Origin of the sequence: Pantoea sp. FN0302, from assembly GCF_050113775.1 — a bacterium.
Taxonomy (GTDB): Bacteria; Pseudomonadota; Gammaproteobacteria; order Enterobacterales; family Enterobacteriaceae; genus Mixta; species Mixta alhagi.
Window position 1 is genome coordinate 20,262 of sequence record NZ_JBNJSM010000010.1, and the last position, 21,522, is coordinate 41,783.

At 53.3% G+C, this 21,522-nt stretch carries 23 protein-coding genes, 1 rRNA gene and 1 riboswitch; of the genes, 8 read left to right on the forward strand and 16 right to left on the reverse strand.

Going from position 1 to position 21,522, the window contains the following annotated elements:
- Positions 1 to 183 precede the first annotated feature (183 nt).
- From thiH to rsd, 7 genes are all read right to left on the reverse strand, one after another.
- A complete protein-coding gene (thiH, locus tag ACQE32_RS19550) occupies positions 184 to 1,311 on the reverse strand; it encodes a 2-iminoacetate synthase ThiH (RefSeq protein WP_426982370.1) in 1,128 nt (375 codons plus the stop codon).
- Positions 1,311 to 2,087, reverse strand: a complete 777-nt coding sequence (locus tag ACQE32_RS19555) for a thiazole synthase (RefSeq protein WP_427022294.1) — start codon at positions 2,085 to 2,087, stop codon at positions 1,311 to 1,313. The genes thiH and ACQE32_RS19555 overlap by 1 nt, the downstream gene beginning before the upstream one ends.
- A gap of 1 nt (position 2,088) precedes the next feature.
- Entirely contained in the window at positions 2,089 to 2,289 is a 201-nt protein-coding gene (gene thiS, locus ACQE32_RS19560) for a sulfur carrier protein ThiS (protein WP_426982368.1), read from the reverse strand.
- Positions 2,286 to 3,035 (reverse strand): HesA/MoeB/ThiF family protein, encoded by a 750-nt coding sequence (locus ACQE32_RS19565; RefSeq protein ID WP_426982367.1) that lies wholly within the window; start codon positions 3,033 to 3,035, stop codon positions 2,286 to 2,288. The genes thiS and ACQE32_RS19565 overlap by 4 nt, the downstream gene beginning before the upstream one ends.
- Positions 3,028 to 3,669, reverse strand: coding sequence for a thiamine phosphate synthase (thiE, locus tag ACQE32_RS19570; RefSeq protein ID WP_426982366.1), 642 nt, complete (start codon positions 3,667 to 3,669; stop codon positions 3,028 to 3,030). Before thiE ends, ACQE32_RS19565 begins: the two co-directional genes overlap by 8 nt.
- Complete coding sequence (gene thiC, locus ACQE32_RS19575; RefSeq protein WP_427022295.1) at positions 3,666 to 5,588, reverse strand: phosphomethylpyrimidine synthase ThiC; 1,923 nt, start codon at positions 5,586 to 5,588, stop codon at positions 3,666 to 3,668. The genes thiE and thiC overlap by 4 nt, the downstream gene beginning before the upstream one ends.
- An 84-nt stretch (positions 5,589 to 5,672) precedes the next feature.
- Positions 5,673 to 5,772, reverse strand: a riboswitch (TPP riboswitch).
- Positions 5,773 to 6,146: 374 nt separating this feature from the next.
- Positions 6,147 to 6,653 carry a sigma D regulator gene (gene rsd / locus ACQE32_RS19580; protein WP_250651091.1) on the reverse strand — a complete coding sequence of 169 codons (507 nt, stop codon included), beginning with the start codon at positions 6,651 to 6,653 and terminating at the stop codon, positions 6,147 to 6,149.
- Positions 6,654 to 6,790: 137 nt separating this feature from the next.
- Here rsd and nudC point away from each other — a divergent pair, with 137 nt between their 5' ends.
- Positions 6,791 to 7,564 carry an NAD(+) diphosphatase gene (nudC, locus tag ACQE32_RS19585; RefSeq protein WP_426982364.1) on the forward strand — a complete coding sequence of 258 codons (774 nt, stop codon included), beginning with the start codon at positions 6,791 to 6,793 and terminating at the stop codon, positions 7,562 to 7,564.
- 243 nt (positions 7,565 to 7,807) lie between these two features.
- The gene (locus ACQE32_RS19590; protein ID WP_250651089.1) at positions 7,808 to 8,626 is read left to right on the forward strand and encodes an arginase family protein; all 819 of its coding nucleotides are present in this window, start codon (positions 7,808 to 7,810) and stop codon (positions 8,624 to 8,626) included.
- 140 nt (positions 8,627 to 8,766) lie between these two features.
- Here the strand turns inward: ACQE32_RS19590 and ACQE32_RS19595 are convergent, their stop codons facing one another.
- The 7 genes from ACQE32_RS19595 to ACQE32_RS19625 form a co-directional block, all read right to left on the reverse strand.
- Positions 8,767 to 9,204, reverse strand: coding sequence for a hypothetical protein (locus tag ACQE32_RS19595; protein WP_250651088.1), 438 nt, complete (start codon positions 9,202 to 9,204; stop codon positions 8,767 to 8,769).
- 76 nt (positions 9,205 to 9,280) lie between these two features.
- A complete protein-coding gene (locus ACQE32_RS19600) occupies positions 9,281 to 10,093 on the reverse strand; it encodes a cytochrome c oxidase assembly protein (protein WP_427022296.1) in 813 nt (270 codons plus the stop codon).
- Between the two features lie 15 nt (positions 10,094 to 10,108).
- Positions 10,109 to 10,585: a DUF2243 domain-containing protein gene (locus ACQE32_RS19605; protein WP_250651086.1), complete on the reverse strand. Its 477-nt coding sequence runs from the start codon at positions 10,583 to 10,585 to the stop codon at positions 10,109 to 10,111.
- A gap of 216 nt (positions 10,586 to 10,801) precedes the next feature.
- Complete coding sequence (locus tag ACQE32_RS19610; protein ID WP_250651085.1) at positions 10,802 to 10,987, reverse strand: DUF1289 domain-containing protein; 186 nt, start codon at positions 10,985 to 10,987, stop codon at positions 10,802 to 10,804.
- Between the two features lie 123 nt (positions 10,988 to 11,110).
- On the reverse strand, positions 11,111 to 11,869 hold the full coding sequence (locus ACQE32_RS19615) for an ABC transporter ATP-binding protein (RefSeq protein ID WP_250651084.1): 759 nt from the start codon (positions 11,867 to 11,869) through the stop codon (positions 11,111 to 11,113).
- Positions 11,869 to 12,897: a FecCD family ABC transporter permease gene (locus ACQE32_RS19620; protein ID WP_427022297.1), complete on the reverse strand. Its 1,029-nt coding sequence runs from the start codon at positions 12,895 to 12,897 to the stop codon at positions 11,869 to 11,871. Before ACQE32_RS19620 ends, ACQE32_RS19615 begins: the two co-directional genes overlap by 1 nt.
- Positions 12,894 to 13,886, reverse strand: a complete 993-nt coding sequence (locus ACQE32_RS19625) for an ABC transporter substrate-binding protein (protein ID WP_426982360.1) — start codon at positions 13,884 to 13,886, stop codon at positions 12,894 to 12,896. Before ACQE32_RS19625 ends, ACQE32_RS19620 begins: the two co-directional genes overlap by 4 nt.
- A gap of 459 nt (positions 13,887 to 14,345) precedes the next feature.
- On the opposite strand from ACQE32_RS19625, the gene hemE reads away from it, so the two are divergent.
- The 5 genes from hemE (at position 14,346) to ACQE32_RS19650 (ending at position 17,925) form a co-directional block, all read left to right on the forward strand.
- Positions 14,346 to 15,413, forward strand: a complete 1,068-nt coding sequence (gene hemE / locus ACQE32_RS19630) for a uroporphyrinogen decarboxylase (protein ID WP_250652781.1) — start codon at positions 14,346 to 14,348, stop codon at positions 15,411 to 15,413.
- 2 nt (positions 15,414 to 15,415) lie between these two features.
- A complete protein-coding gene (gene nfi, locus ACQE32_RS19635) occupies positions 15,416 to 16,081 on the forward strand; it encodes a deoxyribonuclease V (RefSeq protein WP_250651081.1) in 666 nt (221 codons plus the stop codon).
- A gap of 62 nt (positions 16,082 to 16,143) precedes the next feature.
- Positions 16,144 to 16,734, forward strand: coding sequence for a YjaG family protein (locus ACQE32_RS19640; RefSeq protein ID WP_085069579.1), 591 nt, complete (start codon positions 16,144 to 16,146; stop codon positions 16,732 to 16,734).
- Between the two features lie 188 nt (positions 16,735 to 16,922).
- Positions 16,923 to 17,195, forward strand: coding sequence for a nucleoid-associated protein HU-alpha (hupA, locus tag ACQE32_RS19645; protein ID WP_085069581.1), 273 nt, complete (start codon positions 16,923 to 16,925; stop codon positions 17,193 to 17,195).
- A gap of 85 nt (positions 17,196 to 17,280) precedes the next feature.
- On the forward strand, positions 17,281 to 17,925 hold the full coding sequence (locus ACQE32_RS19650; protein WP_427022298.1) for a DUF1481 domain-containing protein: 645 nt from the start codon (positions 17,281 to 17,283) through the stop codon (positions 17,923 to 17,925).
- Positions 17,926 to 17,973: 48 nt separating this feature from the next.
- On the opposite strand, the gene purD is transcribed toward ACQE32_RS19650, so the two are convergent.
- Both purD and purH read right to left on the reverse strand, forming a co-directional pair.
- Positions 17,974 to 19,254 carry a phosphoribosylamine--glycine ligase gene (gene purD, locus ACQE32_RS19655; protein WP_250651078.1) on the reverse strand — a complete coding sequence of 427 codons (1,281 nt, stop codon included), beginning with the start codon at positions 19,252 to 19,254 and terminating at the stop codon, positions 17,974 to 17,976.
- 18 nt (positions 19,255 to 19,272) lie between these two features.
- Positions 19,273 to 20,862, reverse strand: coding sequence for a bifunctional phosphoribosylaminoimidazolecarboxamide formyltransferase/IMP cyclohydrolase (purH, locus tag ACQE32_RS19660; RefSeq protein ID WP_427022299.1), 1,590 nt, complete (start codon positions 20,860 to 20,862; stop codon positions 19,273 to 19,275).
- Positions 20,863 to 21,443: 581 nt separating this feature from the next.
- Between purH and ACQE32_RS19665 the strand changes: the two genes are divergently transcribed.
- Positions 21,444 to 21,522, forward strand: a 16S ribosomal RNA gene (locus tag ACQE32_RS19665); the annotation flags it as partial.

Sequence of the window (21,522 nt, forward strand, 5' to 3'; positions counted from 1 at the left end):
CCCGGTCTCATTGCCGGGTTGCGGAGGGCAGGGTCAGCAGAGTGAATAAAAAACTGACCCTGGTCAGCACGTTATTGCCTGACGTCATCACTGTAATTCGTCCAGCCAGCACGGCAAAGCGTAGCCGTTCAGTACTGGATAATCCCTTCCAAAAAAGATCGGCAACGCTTTATTCATTACCCTTTATTGCGGCGTGCGTCCCAGCCAGCTGTCCCAGTCTTTCCATACCGGTTGTAATCCTGCCTGCGTAAGCGCCGCTGCCACTTCCTGAGGGGTACGGTGATCGTCCGGTGAAAATTGCTCCAGCTGCGGATTATTTTCGGCATAGCCGCCAGGCTGTGTTTTGGAGAAAGCGCTAATGCTGTTGATGGCCAGCGGTACTACTCGGTCGCGAAACGCAGGAGATTCCCGCGTTGACAGCGAAAGCTCTACTTCCGGCGCAAACAGGCGGAAAGCGCAGATGGTCTGCACCAGCTGGGCTTCGCTCATCAGCGAAGCAGGCTCAATACCGCCAGCACAGGGGCGTAAGCGTGGGAAAGAAACGGAATAACGGCTCTGCCAGTAAGTTTTTTGTAACCACAGCAGATGTTCCCCCAGCATAAAACAGTCAGTTCGCCAGCTGTCGGAAAGACCAATCAGCGCGCCAAGTCCGATCTTGTCGATCCCGGCGCGGCCAAGCCGATCCGGCGTTTCCAGCCGAAAGAAAAAGTCCTGCTTGTTTCCTTTCAGATGGTGCTGCTGATAGATTTTGGGCTGGTAGGTTTCCTGATAAACCAGCACGCCATCCAGTCCGATATGCTTCAGCCCCACATATTCCGCTTCCGATAGCGGCTGCACTTCCATCATCAGCGAACTGAAATGCCGTCGGATCTGCGGCAGATGCTGGTGGAAGTATTCAATGCCTACTTTGGTCTGATGCTCGCCAGTAACCAGCAGCAGATGATCAAAGCCCATGGCGCGGATCGCCTGACATTCGCGTTCGATCTCATCCGCATCAAGCGTTTTACGCTTAATGCGGTTGCTCATTGAAAAACCGCAATAGGTACAGTCATTGGCGCACAGATTCGAAAGATAAAGCGGCACGTAAAAACTAACCGTATTGCCGAACCGCTGACGCGTCAGGCGTTGAGCTTTCTGCGCCATTGGCTCAAGAAAAGCCGCCGCCGCCGGAGAGAGCAATGCCATAAGATCTTCACGATCCGGGCGCGAGGCGTTTAGCGCCTGCTGCACATCGGCGGCGGTTTTGCTGTGAATACGCAGGCGAATATCATCCCAGTCAAGCTGCCGCCAGCGTTCAGTAAAATCCTTCATTACGCGCCCTCCGATTGACTGAGAAAAGCAGTCAGCGGACTGGATGGCACTGCCTGTGGCTGGCTGGCGCCAAGGCCGCTTTGGTGCGCGATGCGTCCGGCTTCAACAGCGAGACGAAATGCCCGCGCCATTTCTACCGGAGAACGTGCCACGGCAATCGCTGTATTTACCAACACCGCATCCGCGCCCATTTCCAGCGCTTCACTGGCATGACTGGGCGCACCGATACCAGCATCAATAACCACCGGCACTTTCGCCTGTTCGATGATGATCGCCAGCAGATCGCGGGTTTTTAATCCCTGGTTGCTGCCGATAGGCGCGCCCAGCGGCATAACCGCGGCGCATCCCACTTCTTCCAGCCTTTTGCACAATACCGGATCGGCGCTGCAGTAGGGCAGCACGGTAAAGCCTTCCCTGACCAGTTGTTGCGCCGCTTTCAGCGTCTCAACCGCATCCGGCAGCAGATAGCGCGCATCGGGATGAATTTCCAGCTTCAGCCAGTGGGTGCCAAGCGCTTCGCGCGCCAGACGGGCGGCAAAGATCGCTTCCTCTGCGGTTTTCGCTCCCGAGGTATTTGGCAGCAGCTGTACGCCCAGTGCCTGCAACGGGGCAAGTATGCCATCGTCGCCGCCGCGTAAGTCGAGACGTTTCATCGCCATGGTCACCAGCTGCGAGCCGGAGGCGCGAATCGCTTCCAGCATCAACGCGGGCGTGGCGAACTTGCCGGTGCCGGTAAACAGGCGTGAAGAAAATTGTTTGTCTGCTATCTGTAACATATCAGCCTCCGGCTATTGCCTGAAAAATCACCACCACATCGCCTTCACGTAATGCATGCTGTGACCAACTGCCACGCGGTATTATCTGTTGATTAACCGCCAGCGCAGTGCCAGCAGGCTGACACTCCAGCTTATCCAGCAGTTGATCCAGCGTGAGCGGAGGATCCAGCATCAGCGTTTCATCATTAACGACGATCTTCATTTATCGCCTCCGCAGATCGGGCAATGCGGATCGGCTGTCAGGCTCAACGTACGCCAGGTTTGTTGACGACCATCAAACAGACGCAGCTCTCCATCCAGCGCCGAAGGCAGGCCAGCGAGCATTTTGAGCGCCTCAAGCGCCTGTAACGTTCCGATTGTGCCCACGACCGGGCCAAGTACGCCGGCGGTACGGCAGTTACGCTGAGGTTCGCTGTTGTCTGGCCAGAGGCAGCGGTAGCAGCCATGTCGCCAGGGCGGTGAGATCACCAGCAGTTGTCCGCTGAAACCAACGGCGCTTCCGCTGATCAGCGGCGTATTGGCCGCGACGCAGGCAGTATTAACCACATGACGGGTGGTCATATTATCGCTACAGTCCAGCACCAGATTCACCTGCGGCACCCAGTGCGCCAGCTGTTCAGCATCCATTCTTTCCTGCAGGGCGATAGTTTCCACCTGTGGATTAAGGGATTGCAGTTGATACTGGGCCAGTGGCGCTTTCGCTTTACCGCAGTCGGCGCTGCGATAGAGGATCTGTCGCTGTAAGTTGCTGATATGCAAAATATCATCATCAGCCAGCAGCAGCTTGCCAACGCCCGCCGCCGCCAGCCATAGCGCGGCCGGCGCGCCAAGACCGCCAAGGCCGACAATCAGTACGCTGGCCTGTTGCAGCTTCTGTTGGCCCTCTACGCCAAATTCTTCCAGCAGAAGCTGGCGGCTGTAACGCAGGAAATCACGATCGTTAATCATGATCCTCATCTCCCGTACCGGCCAGCGCCAGTAATTGTTGGGTGGCGTCGCGCCAGTCAGCCGCTTTTGTAATCGCGCTTACCACCGCAATGCTGCCGACGCCGCAGGCCAGAACATCCGGCGCGCGTTCAAGACTGATACCGCCGATGGCAACGGTAGGTATATCTTCCAGCCGTGCCAGATGGCGTTTTAACTGCTCCAGCCCCTGAGGAGAAGAGGGCATTAGCTTGGTTTGCGTCGGGAAAATATGGCCCAGGGCAATATAGGAGGGCTTCACGGCCAATGCCCGATCGATTTCCTCATCATCATGCGTAGAAATGCCAAGACGCAGGCCAGCGTGACGAATTGCCTGCAAATCGGCGACATCCAGATCTTCCTGTCCCAGATGAACGCCATAAGCATGGTGTTTAATCGCTAACTGCCAGTAATCATTGATAAACAGCCGAGCCTGGTACGTTTTACCTAACGCGATAGCCTGTTGCACAATCGGCTCTACTTCGGCGTCAGGCTGGTCTTTGATGCGTAGCTGTAAGGTACGCACGCCCGCATCCAACAGACGCGCTATCCATTCCAGGCTATCGACAACAGGATAGAGACCAAGCCGGTGGGGCGTTGCAGGAAAAGGCTGGCTCATGCTTTTTCCTCCGGGCGGAGCGCATCAGCAGGATGATAAAGCTCACTGCCACGCTGTCGAAATGCCTGCGACATCTCAGCCATGCCCACTTCAATCGGCTGCGCCTCAGCCTGCTGTTTTGCCGCGTAATCGCGCACTTCCTGGGTGATTTTCATTGAGCAGAATTTCGGACCGCACATTGAACAGAAGTGTGCGACCTTGCCTGACTCCTGCGGCAGCGTTTCATCGTGATAAGCGCGAGCGGTATGCGGATCGAGTGCAAGGTTAAACTGATCTTCCCAACGGAATTCAAAACGCGCTTTTGACATGGCGTTATCGCGGATCTGCGCGCCGGGATGACCTTTCGCCAGATCGGCGGCATGTGCGGCGATCTTATAGGTAATCAGGCCTTGCTTAACATCCTCTTTATTCGGCAGACCCAGATGCTCTTTCGGCGTGACGTAACAGAGCATCGCACAGCCAAACCAGCCAATCATGGCGGCGCCGATACCGGAGGTGAAATGGTCATAGCCAGGGGCAATATCGGTGGTCAACGGGCCGAGCGTGTAAAAAGGTGCTTCGTGGCAGTGTTCCAGCTGCTCGGTCATATTGCGTCGGATCATCTGCATTGGCACATGTCCCGGCCCTTCAATCATCACCTGAACGTCATACTCCCAGGCAATTTTAGTCAGCTCGCCCAATGTATGCAGTTCGGCAAACTGCGCTTCATCATTGGCATCCTGAATCGAGCCGGGACGTAGCCCATCGCCCAGCGACAGAGATACATCATAGGCGGCACAAATTTCACAGATTTCGCGGAAGTGCTCATAAAGAAAGCTTTCCTGATGATGGGAGAGGCACCACTTAGCCATAATCGAGCCGCCGCGCGAAACGATGCCGGTCAGACGTTTTGCCGTCATGGGCACATAGCGCAACAGCACCCCCGCGTGGATAGTAAAATAGTCCACGCCCTGTTCCGCCTGTTCCAGCAGGGTATCGCGGAACAGTTCCCAGGTCAGGTTTTCCGCAATGCCGTTGACCTTTTCCAGCGCCTGATAAATAGGAACCGTACCAATCGGCACCGGGCTGTTACGCAAAATCCACTCGCGCGTTTCATGAATGTAGCGTCCGGTAGAGAGATCCATCACCGTATCCGCGCCCCAGCGGGTGGACCAAACCAGCTTTTCAACCTCTTCTTCAATAGAGGAGCTGACGGCAGAGTTGCCGATATTGGCATTCACCTTAACCAAAAAGTTACGGCCAATAATCATTGGCTCGGCTTCGGGATGGTTAATATTGGCAGGGATAATCGCGCGGCCTGCGGCAACCTCCTGGCGCACAAATTCCGGCGTGATGTTTTCCGGCAGCTGAGCGCCAAAGCCGTGGCCAGGATGCTGCTGGAGCAGAACTTCGCTGCGAATACGTTCGCGGCCCATGTTTTCCCGCAGGGCGATAAATTCCATTTCCGGCGTGATGATCCCCTGACGGGCATAGTGCAGTTGGGTAACGCGGCGGCCAGCTTGCGCGCGGCGCGGACGTGGCAGGTTATCAAAGCGCAAATGATCAAGCCCTTCATCTTTCAGGCGCAGCTGGCTGTAGCTGGAGCTAAGTTCTGTCTGTTCGGTATCAGCACGTTGCTCGATCCAGGCACTACGTAGGCGCGGCAGCCCCTTATGCACATCGATAGTTGCTTCGGGATCGCCATACGGGCCAGCCGTATCGTAAACCGGCACCGGCTCGTTATCTTCATACACCGGCGCGGTTTTATCACCGCCGATCAACGTTGGGCTCAGCTGGATTTCACGCATCGGTACGCGAATATCGGGGCGGCTGCCTTGGATCCAGATACGCTTTGAGTTGGGAAATGCGGTTCCCTGTAAAGAGGCGATAAATTGTTGCGCCTGGGCGCGCTGTTCACGACGGTTTGGTTTAGCAGACATAGCAAACTCCAGATAAAGGAACGTTGCTTGTCCGGAGCTCGGAAGGAGTAACGACACGGCGTCAACACGGATTGACGGCGTGAGATGATCTGTACTCTTGTTCCCTTCGCAGGTACTAACCTGATCAGGTTCCGCGGATCCCGAATTAACGGTCTCAGCCTAAAAGGCACTCCGACAAGAAGAAAATCGCGCTGCAGACAGGCTGCTGGCGACACCTTGCACGCGTTACGCTGCGGCAAGGTCATAAAAAAGCCCCTTCAGCATAAAGGGGCGTTGGCAAAACTACAAGAGGTATACCCGTCATCCTTCACGTTGCTGGTGCGTTGGCTTTCCTCGCTCACCCCAGTCACTTACCGGTGTAAGCTCCTGGGGGACTCACTGCGTCGCCGCCTGCCTGCAACGCGAATTATTTAGGGTATACCCGTCATCCTTCACATTGCTGGTGCGTTGGCTTTCCTCGCTCACCCCAGTCACTTACCAGTGTAAGCTCCTGGGGATTCACTGCGTCGCCGCCTGCCCGCAACGCGAATTATTTAGGGTATAAAAAATTATTAACGGTTACGCCGGACGTGCCAGTGCCTGATCGTTAGCCGCAGCCAGCGCAGCTAAATTGTTCTCAAAGGCCAGTTGGATCAGTTTATCTTCCAGCGTGAAACGCGCTTCCAGCGCCTCGCCTACTTCAGATAGCGCCTGCTGGAACTCCATGCAGTTATCATGATCGATAGCTGCTTCAAAATGGGTATCGTAAAGCTGCATGATTTGTTCAGTATTACCCTGCAGCGCAGGATAGATTTGTGCAGCAGCCAGCAACGGGCTGTCGCCAGTCATCTCTTCGATAATGCGTTCATAAACATTGAAATGGCCGGTAGAAAGATAATCCACCAGATTTTGACAAAAGTTGTCGAGCGCCTTTTCATCAAGGGCGGTGAGAGACTCTTTGTTCGGTTTGATGCCAACAACCTGATAATAAGCAACCAAAAGCTGCCTGCGCGCATTAAGCCAAAAGTCTACCAGTTCATTACTGCCACCTACGCGCTCGGTCAGAACGTCTAACTGGTTAAGCATGTTTGTCTCCGTGAGTTATAGTCTTACCGCTACTTATACTTAACATCAGTACAGAGGCTGTGTCCCGTATCCGTTCCACTTTTAGGAATAATTACGGCCCCAGTCACAAAAGTGCTGAAGCAAAGGATCACTCTCTTATGGAACGTGCGATCAAAAGCGTAGACGCTGGCTGGTGGGTTGTCAGCCACGAACAAAAAATTTGGTTGCCAAACGGTGAATTACCGTACGGTACAGCAGAAAATTTTGGTCTGGAAGGATCGCAGGGCGCGGTTATCGGCGAATGGCAGGGTGAACCGGTCTGGTTGATCCGTGAGAACCGTAACGATCAGATGGGATCGATACGACAAATTATCGATATCGACAGCGGGCTGTTTCAGCTGGCAGGTCGTGGTGTACAGCTGGCTGAGTTTATTCGTTCGCATCGTTATTGCGGCTACTGCGGCCATGAAATGCATCTTAGCAGTCGTGAAAATGCCTGCCTCTGCGGTCATTGCCGCCAGCGCTACTACCCGCAAATCGCCCCCTGCATTATTGTCGCCATTCGGCGTGACGATAAAATTTTGCTGGCGCAGCATGCACGCCATCGCAACAGCATTTACACCGTGCTGGCGGGGTTTGTTGAAGTTGGCGAAACGCTGGAGCAGGCGGTGGCGCGTGAGGTTATGGAGGAGAGCAGCGTGCGAGTGAAAAATCTGCGCTATGTCACCTCTCAGCCCTGGCCCTTTCCCCATTCGCTGATGATGGCGTTTATGGCGGAATATGAAGGAGGCGAACTGCAAATCGATAATAACGAGCTGATCGATGCCGACTGGTTTCGTTATGACGCCCTGCCGCAGTTGCCTCCGGCTGGCACCGTTGCCCGCCGCCTGATCGAAGATACGGTAGCGCTCTGTCGCGCAGCGGATGAGTAGTTGTATTTGATATCAATCAGGCAGGCGGAAACGTTACGCAGAAATTGTAAACGATGAACATCCGCTTTGAGCGAGAAGCGGACATTCACATTTTTTTGCAACAGATGAAGGCTTGTTAGCGTAGTCGCGTATTAATTAACAGGGAACAGGTCAGGGTTGGCAGGCAAAGCTGCCCCTTTAAGCCTCTTTAACTAAATTGATGTAAGCTAAAAGCAATAAATTAGCGGTAAGGAAAAAAACCACATGTCACCAATAAAAATGGCCTACACCGTGTTTCAGGGGAGAGCCGGCGACCCTAATGATCTTGCCATACCTGGTGCCAAAGCAATTGGAGATTATCTCGCCCGTCGGAACGGTATCAATCCCGTGATAGTCGGGGAGCCAGAGCCAGCCCTGAATAAGGGATGGCGTAAGGAACTGGACGCCGCAATGTTAAACCTCGAAGCTGTTAAGGCACGATTTGAAGAGGTGTTTACATCCGGAGTTGTATCTGTTGCTGCTATAAGTCGCTGCGTGGTCTCACTCGCTACGCTGCCTGTAGTAGCAAAGTACCATCCTGATTGTTGCATAGTCTGGTTCGATGCTCATGCTGACCTGAATACGCCGGAGACATCAGAAACGGGTTACCTTGGAGGACTTGCATTTGCAGGTGCTGCTGGACTATGGGATTCAGGGCTTGGTAATGGAGTGCGTCTCGATCAGATTGTGCTTGTCGGTCAGCGTGATCTGGATCCGTTCGAAACAGCACTGATTAGTAGGTATAGCATCCCTTACATTACACTGGGCGATAATTTATCCGGGCGTCTTAAAGAGGCGATTGCCGGTCGTGCGGTTTACGTTCATCTGGACTGTGACGTTCTTGAACCCGGGATTGTACCAACTGATTACAAACTTGAAAGCGGTATGACTCTTGAGGATTTAAAAGCCTGCAGCGAAATAATCGCCGCACATTCTTTCATAGGTATTGAAATTGCGGAGTTCCAGAATGCCTGGGAGTCTAATGGTACTCCTGCTTCCCCTTCAGCTCTGCTTGAAGCTCTTTCGCCATTAATTAGCCGTTGATTCTCACTGGGGGTTACTTTACCACACCTCTGAGACACATCTTGTAATCCCTCATTTACCACAATCTTCTCAGCAAATCTTTGTAGTACCCCAAAGTACCGTGTCCGCTTCTGGCACAAAGCGGACGTTCAGCATGAGAATTATGAGCAATTAGTAACTCCGGGCCAGCGATGTGTAAGCAAGCTGTCACTTGCTTCCCTCTCCTCACTTTTTCGGCTACTGATAATCATCATGTCTTCATAATCGACTGAGATCAGTCCGTGGCTTTCAAGCCTGGCCAGCCAGTGGCTGAAGTTTTTGCTGATATCGATGCCCATGGCCTTCATACCATCCTGGATGACCGTGCGGGTGCAGATGTCTTTGTTCATTGTCCGGGTGCGGATCAGGTTCCAGAGTGCGATATGATTATCTGTAAGTTTTGCAATATCACTGAGTTCAGTAGCCAGTTCAGTAACGTTGCGTGAAACATTCCGCACGGCCAGCGAATGGATCTTCTTACTCTCTTCGTCCGTGAACAGCTTTCCCGGCTGCAGGTCGTATTCCCCACACTTAGGTTCCCTGGCATTCCTTGCTGTCAACGTATCAAACTTGTTTGTGACGTAAAAATATTAACTGAAGCAATCAGTTATGCGCCGATAAACGAAAGATATGCTGTTATTTTGCTACAGATCCAGGTGCGCTTCCGTCAGCCAGTATTTCCGGTAGCCTGCTGCGATGCCTGAACCAGGCCGCAAAAAAGGCTGCTATAAGCAACAGTTCTGCCAAATCTCCGCCGTAATACATCCATTGCGCAGCCGCCTGTATTTCAAACAAACTGGCTGAGGTACCGTGCGGGAAACCATAACCGTACATAAGTTTGCCGAGAATGGCATGTGCCGCCGTCGCCAGAAACAAGACCGTTAGTCGCACCGTTCTTCCAGGGCGGTGTGGTGCCGGGTCGGGGCCGGCAATTGACCAGGTAAACAGGTAGCCTGAAATGACAAAATGCAGATGAAGTAATGTAAACAGTGCTGGATGCATCATAATGAGCGCAAATAATGGCGTCAGGTAAAGCAGATACATACCGCCTATATCAAGCAAGGCGGCTGAGATGGGATGGATCAATAATCTGATGGGTCTGAGCCGAAGGAAATCCATGAAGCACCGAGCAGTGCGTGCCTGCACAGAACGGAGTAAAAGCGTACCGGGGCAGCCGAATACCAGTCCGAGGGGGGCAAACATCCCCAGAAAAAGATGCTGCACCATATGGCCACGTAAATCCTGATGGGCCCAGTTTGCCAGAGGCGGCAGCATAGATACCACGATCAAAGCAATGCCGGTGGTAAAGCTGGCTATACGCCAGGGGCTCCATCGGGCAGTATGACGTAGCCGGACAGCGGCATGCAGATAAAAACAGAGTATTACAGCAGGAATAGCTACCAGAAGAATTAGCAGCATGCCTGAATGAGGCGCCCCTGTATGATGCATCACTGGCTCCACAGATTAATTTTCTGCATCAGGATGCACAGTTGCACGTGCGCGGTGATACAGGAACCACCCTATCAAAAGTAAAAGAATACCTGCGCCATTCCATACCAGATCATAGGGCAACACGTTTTCGACATAGCGAATCTGGTGCAGCCGGAGTACCTTATGATCGACAATGCCGTCAAATATCTGGAATCCCCCCAGCCCCAAAAAGAAACCAGACCATGCCGACCTCCGGTTAAGCGTGCAGCGTTTACGCAAGTCCATAAACATAAAAAAACCGACAACAAAAAAAATCAATTCAGCAGAATGCAGAAGACCATCTGATAACAGGCTAAAAGCAGGTGTGCCTCGGTCAAAAAAATGATGCCAGGCCAAGATCTGATGAAATATGATTTCATCAGCCGCCGCCATTAGTCCGATACCGAGAGGGACTGCAGCTCTTAATGAACGCTTCAGATCGGGTTTGAGGCGTGGTTTTGCATGTGTCACCGCTTTCTCCTGAAATAACAATATAAAGGCCAGTAGAAAGCTTAGCTGAAATAACAGTTTCGAAATCAGGCCTTCAGGCAGGTAAATACCAACATGAGGGCTTAACCGAAGCGTCTCGAGCAGATATTTTTATGTACTGTTATCACCGGTTCACTGGCACGCTGAGCAATTGCATGGCGCAATAGCCGCATTCCAGTAAACAAAGGGAAATATTCCCTACTCTTCCGGCTTTGCGCAAAGCATTTTTAGCCGCGAAGGCAGCTCCCGTTCGATTTTTTTACGATGGAAAGGAGAAAGCTTGCGCCATTCACGCGCTTCCTGCAGCGTACGGCCACAGCCCTCACACCAGCCTTTAGTTTTACTGAAGATACAGATATCAGTACAGGGGGACTTTACGGACATAACTACTCCTTAGATAGGGATCAGATGAGAACAGGCTGAAATTCCGGACCAGTCGCTACCTGGCCTCTCAGGATATTGACGACACTCTTAGCCCGTTAATGACGGTTTTTCAGCCGTCTTGCCTCAGGCGTACTGAATGTTCATCGTTCCCTGTTTGGTTCGGTTGATTGAGGCATCGACCTGCCAGGTAGATCGAATGAGCGCCGGAGTAAGCACGGCAGCCGGATCACCGGTGGCCACGATCTGTCCCTCATGCAATACCACCAGATGCTGACAATATTTTGCCGCGAGATTGAGATCGTGTAGTGCCACAATCACGGTAACGGGCAACGCAGAGATAAGCCGCATCAGTTCCAGCTGAAACTGTATATCCAGATGATTAATCGGTTCGTCCAGCAGCAGGATATCCGGTTGTTGTGTGAGTGCGCGGGCTATCTGACAGCGCTGACGTTCCCCGCCTGACAGGCGATGCCAGGATCTATGCACCAGGGCATCAAGCTTCATCATCGAAAGCGATTGTTGCACTGCATCCTCATCGGCCTGACGCCATGGCGCGAATGCGCTGCGATGCGGTGTACGCCCGAGACGAACAATATCAACAACGCTCATCTCCGCCTCGGACTCCGCATGCTGCGGCACAAAAGCAAGCGTACGTGAAAGCTCACGTCGGCTCAGATTCCTTGTCAGCGTACCGCCAATTTTTACGTCCGCGTAAGCGCAGGACTGTACGCCAGCCATAGCGCGAATCAGCGTGGACTTACCGGAGCCATTCGGGCCAAGCAGCCCCACTGTTTGCGATCGTTTCACACTGAAACTGATATCAGATAAAACGCTACGAGCCTGGAGCGTCACACTCAGCTTCTCAACCACGACATGCATCATCATTTCTCCCGGTTGCGGTACAGAATCAGGGCAAAAACAGGGGCACCGACCAGGGCCGTTACCACACCAATGGGTAAAACCTGATGACTAATCAGGGTGCGGGATACCAGGTCCGCAAGGATCATGAAATGACATCCGGCAAGAAAGGCGATTGGTATCGTGATAAGGTGCCGGTGGCCGGCCATCATGCGCGTTATATGCGGGATAACCAGCCCGACAAAGCCCACAGCGCCAATAGCGCTGACGATAACTGCGGTAATTAAAGCAGTGGTCAGTAGCAAAATAATGCGTACCAGCAGCACCCGTGTGCCAAGCGTTGCAGAGACGTCGGTACCCACATTGAACGTATCCAGTGAGCGGGCATAGCAGATCATTATCAGTAAGCCTGTTGCCACTACCACAAGGCACAGCAGTGCATCAGCCCAGCGTACACCGCTCAGGCTACCCAGCAACCAGAACATTACGCCGCGCGATTGTTCGGCATTTGCCGCCGTACTGACAATGTAGGATGTCAGTGCATTAAACAGTTGCGTACCGGCGATACCGGCCAAGATGATGCGTGATGCGTTCTCGCGCATGCCGCCCGACAACACTACGATCAGCGAAAAAGCAACACAGGCCCCGGTGAACGCCCCGGCTCCTGTGGTGATTGCGCCGCTGCCAATACCAAGCAGCATGACACTGACGGCTCCGGTTGAGGCTCCGGCAGAGATGCCCAGTAAATAAGGATCCGCAAGCGGATTACGCAATAACGACTGCAAAACCAGTCCGCATAACGCCAGGCCACCACCACTGCTGGCTGCCATCAGCGCCCGGCTCATGCGGTACTGCCAGATAATTCCGGCTTCGACAGGGGGCAGATTGAATTGGGTTATACCAAGGCCATTGGTTATTGCACGAGCGGTAGTGGCAAAACTCACTGGCATATCGCCGGTCGCAGCAGCCAGCACCATCATTACAGGCAGACTCAGTATGCCGGTGAAAATGATCAGGCCGTTTCGCCAGTAAAAAAAAGGATGACTTGTCATCTGGAGTGATCGAAAGCATGGATCTGTTGCCCAATCAGCTCTACCGCTTCTACGTTACGTAATGACGGATTGAGCGACATAGCCGGAACCACTGCGATATGGCCTTGTTTCACCGCAGGCATTTCGCGCGTGACAGGGTCAGTTTCCAGAAACCTTTTTTTTGTCGTCACGTCATCGGCGGGATAAAGCCGCCTGTCCATGCTCGCGATGACGATAATATCTGGCTGAGCCTTAACAATGTATTCCCACGTCACCGCAGGCCACTCTTCATCTGAATCGATGATGTTAGACAGACCAAGGGTTTTACTGATCCAACCCGGTGCGCCTTTGTTACCGGCTACCCACGGATCGCCTTTCAGGCGAGTGCTTGAAAACCAGTAAACAACTTTAAGCGGTGCTGACGGCTTTATACGGCTCTGCTTCAGCACGGCAGCAATGCGCTCAGACAGCTTTTGCTTCAGTGCTTGGCCACGTTGAGGCACATCAAAAATGCGCGACAGCGCTGTAATTTCATCAAAAATAATATTGATTGAGTAAGGTTCAGAACGTGCGCCATCACCGTTCGAGGTAGAGGTGACTGTTTTTGCTGTGCAGTCAGCTGGCGATACCCAGCTTTTGATACCCAGCGCCTCAAATTGCTGGCGGGTGGCGACTTCGCCCTGCGGCCCAACGTGCCAGCTGTACTGAGCAAGAACAAGCTCGGGGCGCTGAGCCGCCACGGCTTCGAATCCAGGCGCATTCTCAGCCAGCCGTTTCAGTTTTTCACCCTGCTGTTTCAGATCATCAGGTAGTGCGCCAAACCAGACGGATGTACCTGCTATTTTCTCTTCCAGCCCCAGCGCCAGCATCAGTTCTGTTTCATGCTGGCCAATGGTCACAACACGTGAAGGTACCTGACTGAACGTCTCTTTAAACCCACAATTTTCAACTGTGAGCGGATAGTTAGTGGCGCCCAGGCTGACCAGAGGGAATAACAGTATTGCAGACATGATTAGAGGGGAAGTCAGTTTCATCACTATGCTTTATGTTATGTTATAATATAACAATATGCACAATGAAAAAATTTCTGTCAATGCATAGAGAACGACTCAGCAAAGGGCGCAGCCTGTGCTTCTCTTCAATCAACTCCGTCAGAATCATAATCAGCGTCACTGCGCACAAAACATTCTGCACCAATCAATCGCCGATATGTCGTCTTAAAAGCACCAGCCTGTATCGGAAAAAATTACGTTAACCACGGAGCAACTCTGGCAAAGGGCGGATGCTCGGCATGTTTTTTTTACTAAGTAACTCCCCGGAGTAAGAACATAACCCAACAAGAGCACTTATCTTACGACGATCAAGCGTTCCCGGTTCAGGCATCTGAGCCAGTGATGCACCATGGCAAACTTGCTTAACCGGTGAGAATAACTGCTACACTAGGCGCCTGTATTTGAGAGAGCCTTATGATGAGCGAATTAAAGAACGATCGTTACCTGCGTGCCCTGTTACGCCAGCCGGTAGATGTAACGCCGGTATGGATGATGCGTCAGGCTGGACGCTATCTGCCGGAATACAAAGCCACGCGCGCGCAGGCTGGCGATTTTATGTCGCTGTGCAAGAATGCTGAGCTGGCCTGTGAAGTGACTCTGCAGCCGCTGCGTCGCTATCCTCTGGATGCGGCGATTCTCTTTTCTGACATCTTAACGATTCCCGATGCGATGGGGTTAGGGCTGTTTTTTGAAGCGGGCGAAGGTCCGCGCTTTGCCTCGCCGATTACCTGCCGTGCCGATGTGGATAAATTGCCGGTGCCCGATCCAGAACAGGAACTGGGCTATGTGATGAATGCGGTACGCACCATCCGTAAAAATCTCCAGGGCGCGGTGCCGTTGATCGGCTTCTCCGGCAGCCCGTGGACGCTGGCTACCTATATGGTGGAAGGCGGCAGCAGTAAAGCCTTTACGAAAATCAAAAAAATGATGTATGCCGAGCCGGCAACGCTGCATGCCATGCTGGATAAACTGGCAGAGAGCGTCACGCTCTACCTGAATGCGCAAATTCGTGCTGGTGCACAGTCGGTAATGATTTTTGACTCCTGGGGCGGCGTATTGACCGGCGCGGATTATCAGGAATTTTCTCTGCACTACATGCATAAGATTGTTGATGGCCTGATCCGTGAAAACGACGGCCGTCGCGTGCCGGTAACCCTGTTTACCAAGGGCGGCGGTCAATGGCTGGAAGCGATGGTAGCTACCGGCTGTGATGCGCTGGGACTGGACTGGACCATCGATATTGCCGATGCGCGTCGTCGCGTCGGAGACAAAGTGGCGCTGCAGGGCAATATGGATCCGTCTATGCTTTATGCATCGCCTGCGCGTATTGAGCAGGAAGTGGCGACTATCCTTGCTGGTTTTGGAGAGGGTAACGGGCACGTGTTTAATTTAGGACATGGCATCCATCAGGATGTGCCGCCTGAGCATGCAGGCGCATTTGTGGAGGCGGTGCATCGGCTGTCACGTCCTTATCACAAGGAGTAGATATGGATATACAGGCATTACGAGCCGAACAGCTACAGCGCGCCGCGGAAGTGGTGCGTCATGATGATTTCGATGTGATGCCGCCGCGCCTGATTGGCGGCGCGGACGTTGGGTTTGAACAGGGCGGCGACATTACGCGCGCTGCCATGGTTATACTGGAATATCCTTCGCTAAAGCTTATCGAATATAAGGTGGCGCGCATCGCCACCATCATGCCTTATATACCAGGCTTCCTCTCTTTCCGCGAATATCCGGCGCTGCTGGCGGCATGGGAACTGCTGGAGCAGAAACCCGATCTGCTGTTTGTGGATGGTCATGGCATTTCGCACCCACGGCGGCTCGGCGTAGCCAGCCACTTCGGCATGCTGGTGGATGTACCGACCATCGGCGTGGCCAAACGTCGCCTGTGCGGACGCTTTGAGCCGCTGGATGAAGAACCGGGCTCGCAGCAGCCGCTAATGGATAAAGGCGAGAAAATTGGCTGGGTCTGGCGCAGTAAAAAACGCTGCAATCCGCTGTTTGTGTCTACCGGCCATCGCGTCAGCATCGATACCGCTTTGCAGTGGGTGCAAAACTGTATGGCTGGCTACCGTCTGCCGGAGCCGACGCGCTGGGCTGACGCCGTCGCATCAGAGCGTACGGCCTTTCTACGCTGGCAGGAGGGTTAGCCGTGCCGGAAGGTTTCTTTTGCGTTACACTGCCGCCAGAATGATGCTAAAGAGACCTTATCATGTTACGTAACCCCATCCATCTGCGCCTCGAAAAGCTGGAAAGCTGGCAGCATGTTACCTTTATGGCCTGCCTGTGCGAGCGCCTCTATCCCAACTATTGGGCTTTTTGCCAGCAGACGCAGTTTGCTGACGCGCAGCTTTACCGACGCATTCTCGATCTGATCTGGGAATCGCTAACGGTAAAGGATGCCAAAATCAATTTCGACAGCCAGCTGGAAAAACTCGAAGAGGCGATTCCGCTGGCGGACGATTTCGAGGTTTACGGTGTTTATCCTGCGATTGACGCTTGCGTCGCGTTAAGTGAGCTGCTGCATTCGCGTTTGAGTGGGGAGACGCTGGTGCATGCGATTGAAGTGAGCGAGACCTCCATTACCACGGTAGCGATGCTGGAAATGACCCATGCTGGTCGCGAAATGACCGATGAAGAGCTGGGCGCGCTCCCGGCGATTGAAGAAGAATGGGACGAGCAGTGGGAGATTTTTCGCCTGCTGGCAGCCTGTGAAGAGCGAGACCTGGATCTGATAAAAGGACTGCGTTCTGACCTGCGAGAAGCAGCGATTAGCAACATTGGTATAAAAATAGAGCAATAACGCGATAAAACGTGACTTCACGCCTGAATTGTCGTGCCTAAAGGCTTCACATCCGCCCCCTGTCTGGTCTACATTTGGGGGGCTGAAAAATGTGGCTATCGGTGCGTGCAGGCTGAAGGGTGTCAGAATCTGGCTATTCCCTCGCACTCGATGCTTAGCAAGCGATAAATACACTGTAAGGATAACTTATGAACAAGACTCAACTGATTGATGTAATTGCAGAGAAAGCGGATCTCTCCAAGTCCCAGGCTAAAGCTGCGCTGGAATCCACCCTGGCTGCAATTACCGAGTCTCTGAAAGATGGTGATGCTGTACAACTGGTTGGTTTTGGTACTTTTAAAGTTAACCACCGTGCTGAGCGCACTGGCCGCAACCCGCAGACTGGTAATGAAATCAAAATTGCTGCTGCTAACGTACCGGCATTCGTATCTGGTAAAGCACTGAAAGACGCCGTTAAGTAATCGCGTTGCAGTGAAAGGTTTAACGAGGGCGGCAATTATTGTCGCCCTTTTGTTTTTTTGTCGTTTGTTGTAAACACGGAGCATCATGAAGCGGCTATTTGCACTTCTGACGTTACTGCTGGCAGGCTGTAGCTCACAGCCGTCGCTGCCTGACTTTACCGCCAGCGGCTATCTGGCCGATCGCGGTGCGGTACGCATCTGGCGTAAGAACCATCAGGATAGCGTGCATATGCTGACGGTCTTTACGCCGTTTCAGGAAGGCGCTACCGTCTTTACCCGCTATGGCTGGCAGGATGGCAATCTTATCAGTATTGAACGCCATCTTAAGGATGCCCGGCCAGATGATGTAACGTTGCGTTTTGACGGCGATGGCAGCCTGAGCTTTATGCAGCGACAGCTGGCGGGACGCCGCGAGGCGGTCAGCGAACAAGCCATTGAACTGTATAAATTTGATGCGCAGCGCATGTTAAAGATTAGCGATGCGTTGCTGGCCGGGCGTGTACTGTTGAAACAGGGACGCTGGCAGGGTAACAACACGCTGCAAACCTGTCAGGGCGAGCAGATCAAGCCGACGCTGGATGAGAGCGAATGGCGAAGAATAGGGCAGCTTCAGCATCAGACAGGAGCTAGGGTCAGCGTCGCCTGGCTGGAAGCGCCTGCGGATACGCAGCTGTTGGAGGTTTCAACGGAGGATGACTGCCAGTGGGAACCGCAAGAAGCGGACTTTTAGTCAGGCGTGAAGCGCGGCTCCGCCGGAATAGCGGAACCGCAGCAGAGATTATTTCCGTCCGATAGCGCGATAGCCGATATCACGACGGCAGAAGCTGCCATCCCATGAAACAGACGTTGCCAGCTCATAGGCGCGACGCTGTGCCGCAGCGACATCGGCGCCAAGCGCCGTTACGCAAAGTACGCGCCCGCCGTTGGTGGTAACCAGATCATTTTCCAGACGCGTTCCGGCATGGAAAATTTTACCATCAGCGACTTCTTCCAATGGCAGGCCGTGTATCACATCGCCGGTGCGGTAGTCGCCAGGATAACCGCCAGCGGCCAATACCACGCCCAATGCCGGACGCTCATCCCACAGCGACTCTGTTTCATCCAGCTTGCCTTCGCAGGCCGCCAGACAGAGCTCAACCAGGTCTGACTGCAGGCGCAGCATGATTGGCTGCGTTTCCGGATCGCCAAAGCGGCAGTTAAATTCAATGACTTTCGGCTGACCATCCTGGCCAATCATTAACCCGGCATACAGGAAACCGGTATAGACATTGCCTTCTGCTGCCATGCCGCGCACGGTTGGCCAGATAACCTCATCCATCACGCGCTGGTGGATTTCCGCCGTAACGACCGGAGCAGGGGAGTAAGCGCCCATGCCGCCAGTATTGGGGCCGGTATCGCCATCGCCCACACGTTTATGATCCTGGCTGGTCGCCATGGGCAAGACATGCTCGCCATCCACCATCACGATAAAGCTGGCCTCTTCGCCATCAAGAAACTCTTCCACCACGATACGGTGCCCGGCATCGCCAAAGGCATTGCCCGCCAGCATATCCCGTACTGCGGCTTCCGCTTCTTCCAGCGTCATGGCAACGATCACGCCTTTACCGGCTGCCAGACCGTCCGCTTTAATCACAATCGGAGCGCCTTTAGCGTGAACATACTGCAGCGCCAGCTCAACGTCGGTAAAGTTTTGGTATTCCGCCGTAGGGATCTGGTGGCGCGCCAGAAAATCCTTGGTAAAAGCTTTAGAGCCTTCCAGTTGGGCGGCCGCTTTTGTGGGGCCAAAAATTTTCAGTCCCGCTTTACGGAATGCATCGACCACGCCTTTTACCAGCGGCGCTTCGGGGCCAACGATGGTTAAATCAATTTTTTCGCTCTGCGCGAAAGCGAGTAAGGCCGGGATATCGGTAGCTGCGATATCAATATTCTGTAGCGCAGGCTCTAAAGCGGTACCCGCGTTGCCCGGCGCGACAAAGACGCGATCCGCCAGGGGAGACTGAGCCGCTTTCCATGCCAGCGCATGCTCGCGGCCGCCGTTACCAATGATCAAGATATTCATTTATGACTCTCCAGGCGATTAATGACGGAAATGACGCATATCAGTAAAGATCATCGCGATACCGTGTTCGTCTGCGGCGGCAATCACTTCATCATCGCGAATTGAGCCGCCCGGCTGGATAACGCAACTAACGCCAACGGCGGTAGCGGCATCAATGCCGTCACGGAACGGGAAGAAAGCATCAGAGGCCATAGCGGAACCTTTTACTTCCAGCCCTTCGTCTCCAGCTTTGATACCGGCAATCTTAGCGGAATAGACGCGGCTCATCTGACCGGCGCCAATGCCGATGGTCATATTGTCGCGCGCATATACGATGGCGTTGGATTTAACAAACTTGGCGACTTTCCAGCAGAACAGGGCATCACGCAGCTCCTGTTCCGTTGGCTGACGTTTAGAGACCACACGCAGCTGGCTACGGTCTACCATGCCTAAATCGCGATCCTGTACCAGCAGACCGCCATTAACGCGTTTGAAATCCAGGCCACCTACACGCTGCTGCCAGGTACCGCAGGTCAGTACACGAACGTTCTGTTTTGCCGCTGTGATCTGCAGGGCCGCGTCGCTGGCGGAAGGCGCAATAATCACTTCAACAAACTGACGGCTAATAATTGCCTGTGCAGTCGCTTCGTCCAGTTCGCGGTTAAAGGCGATAATGCCGCCAAAAGCGGAGGTAGGATCGGTTTTGAACGCGCGCTCGTAGGCTTCCAGCAGAGAGCCGCCGACCGCCACGCCACAGGGGTTGGCATGCTTAACGATAACGCAGGCAGGTTCGTCGAACTCTTTCACGCACTCCAGTGCGGCATCGGTATCGGCAATATTGTTATAGGAGAGCGCTTTGCCCTGCAATTGATGAGCAGTAGCGACGGAAGCTTCCTTAATCTCTTCTTCAATATAGAAAGCGGCCTGCTGATGGCTGTTCTCGCCGTAGCGCATGTCCTGTTTTTTAATGAAGTTCAGATTTAAGGTGCGCGGGAAGCGGCCTGAAGGCGCATTGGTCTCGCCATGATAGGCCGGTACCAGGCTACCGAAGTAGTTAGCAATCATACTGTCATAGGCAGCGGTATGTTCAAATGCCTTGATAGCGAGATCGAAGCGGGTAGCGAAGGTTAATGCATTTTCGTTAGCGTCCAGCTCGGCAACGATCGCCTGATAGTCGCTGCTTTTAACTACGATCGCCACGTCTTTATGGTTCTTGGCCGCCGAGCGCACCATGGTCGGCCCGCCAATATCGATATTTTCTACCGCATCTTCCAGCGTACAGCCTTCACGCGCGACGGTCTGAGCAAAGGGATAAAGATTGACCACGACCATATCGATTGGCGCGATTTGATGCTGACTCATGATCGCATCATCCTGCCCGCGACGTCCGAGAATGCCACCGTGTATTTTCGGATGCAGAGTTTTAACGCGTCCATCCATCATTTCCGGGAAACCGGTGTAATCAGAGACTTCAGTAACCGGCAGGCCAGCATCAGCCAGCAGACGAGCGGTGCCGCCAGTGGAGAGAAGCTCGACGCCTCTTTGAGAAAGAGCCTGAGCGAATTCGACGATACCGGCTTTATCAGACACGCTGAGCAGAGCGCGGCGTACAGGACGACGTTGTTGCATGGTGGTTTTATCCCTTGGCTTTGGTTCGCAAGTAAAGAGCGTTACATCAAGCTTAACAGACCTTTTATAAAGGTAAGCTTCAGGTAACGCCCCATCAGGGGCATTAATAACGTCGGCTGGCATTGTAGCGAAAACGTTTGCGCGATGCTCGCCTAAATTAGAATCCTCGCGGCGCGTGCATAAATCTGTGGATAACTGCGTATAAACCGGGCTTTTGCTGGGGATTGCAGCAAACAGTCACTTTTTTGCAATTTAGCGGTTGCAGGCCGCGGAGAACTCCCTATAATGCGCCTCCATCGACACGGCACAACGGCTTACGCCACGCGGTGTTGAGCGGTTCAGCAAGATGAATCGCCGGAGAAAAACTTCTGAAAAAAAGAGGTTGACTCTGAAAGAGGAAAGCGTAATATACGCCACCTCGCGACAACGGTATCAGGTACCGGTCGCACTGCTCTTTAACAATTTATCAGACAATCTGTGTGGGCACTCACGGACGGGATATCGCAAAAACTATTGCAGTATCAAGTCTCAGAGTGAACACGTAATTCATTACGACGTTTTTCTTTGAGCATCAGACTTTTAAATTGAAGAGTTTGATCATGGCTCAGATTGAACGCTGGCGGCAGGCCTAACACATGCAAGTCGAACGGTAACAGGGAG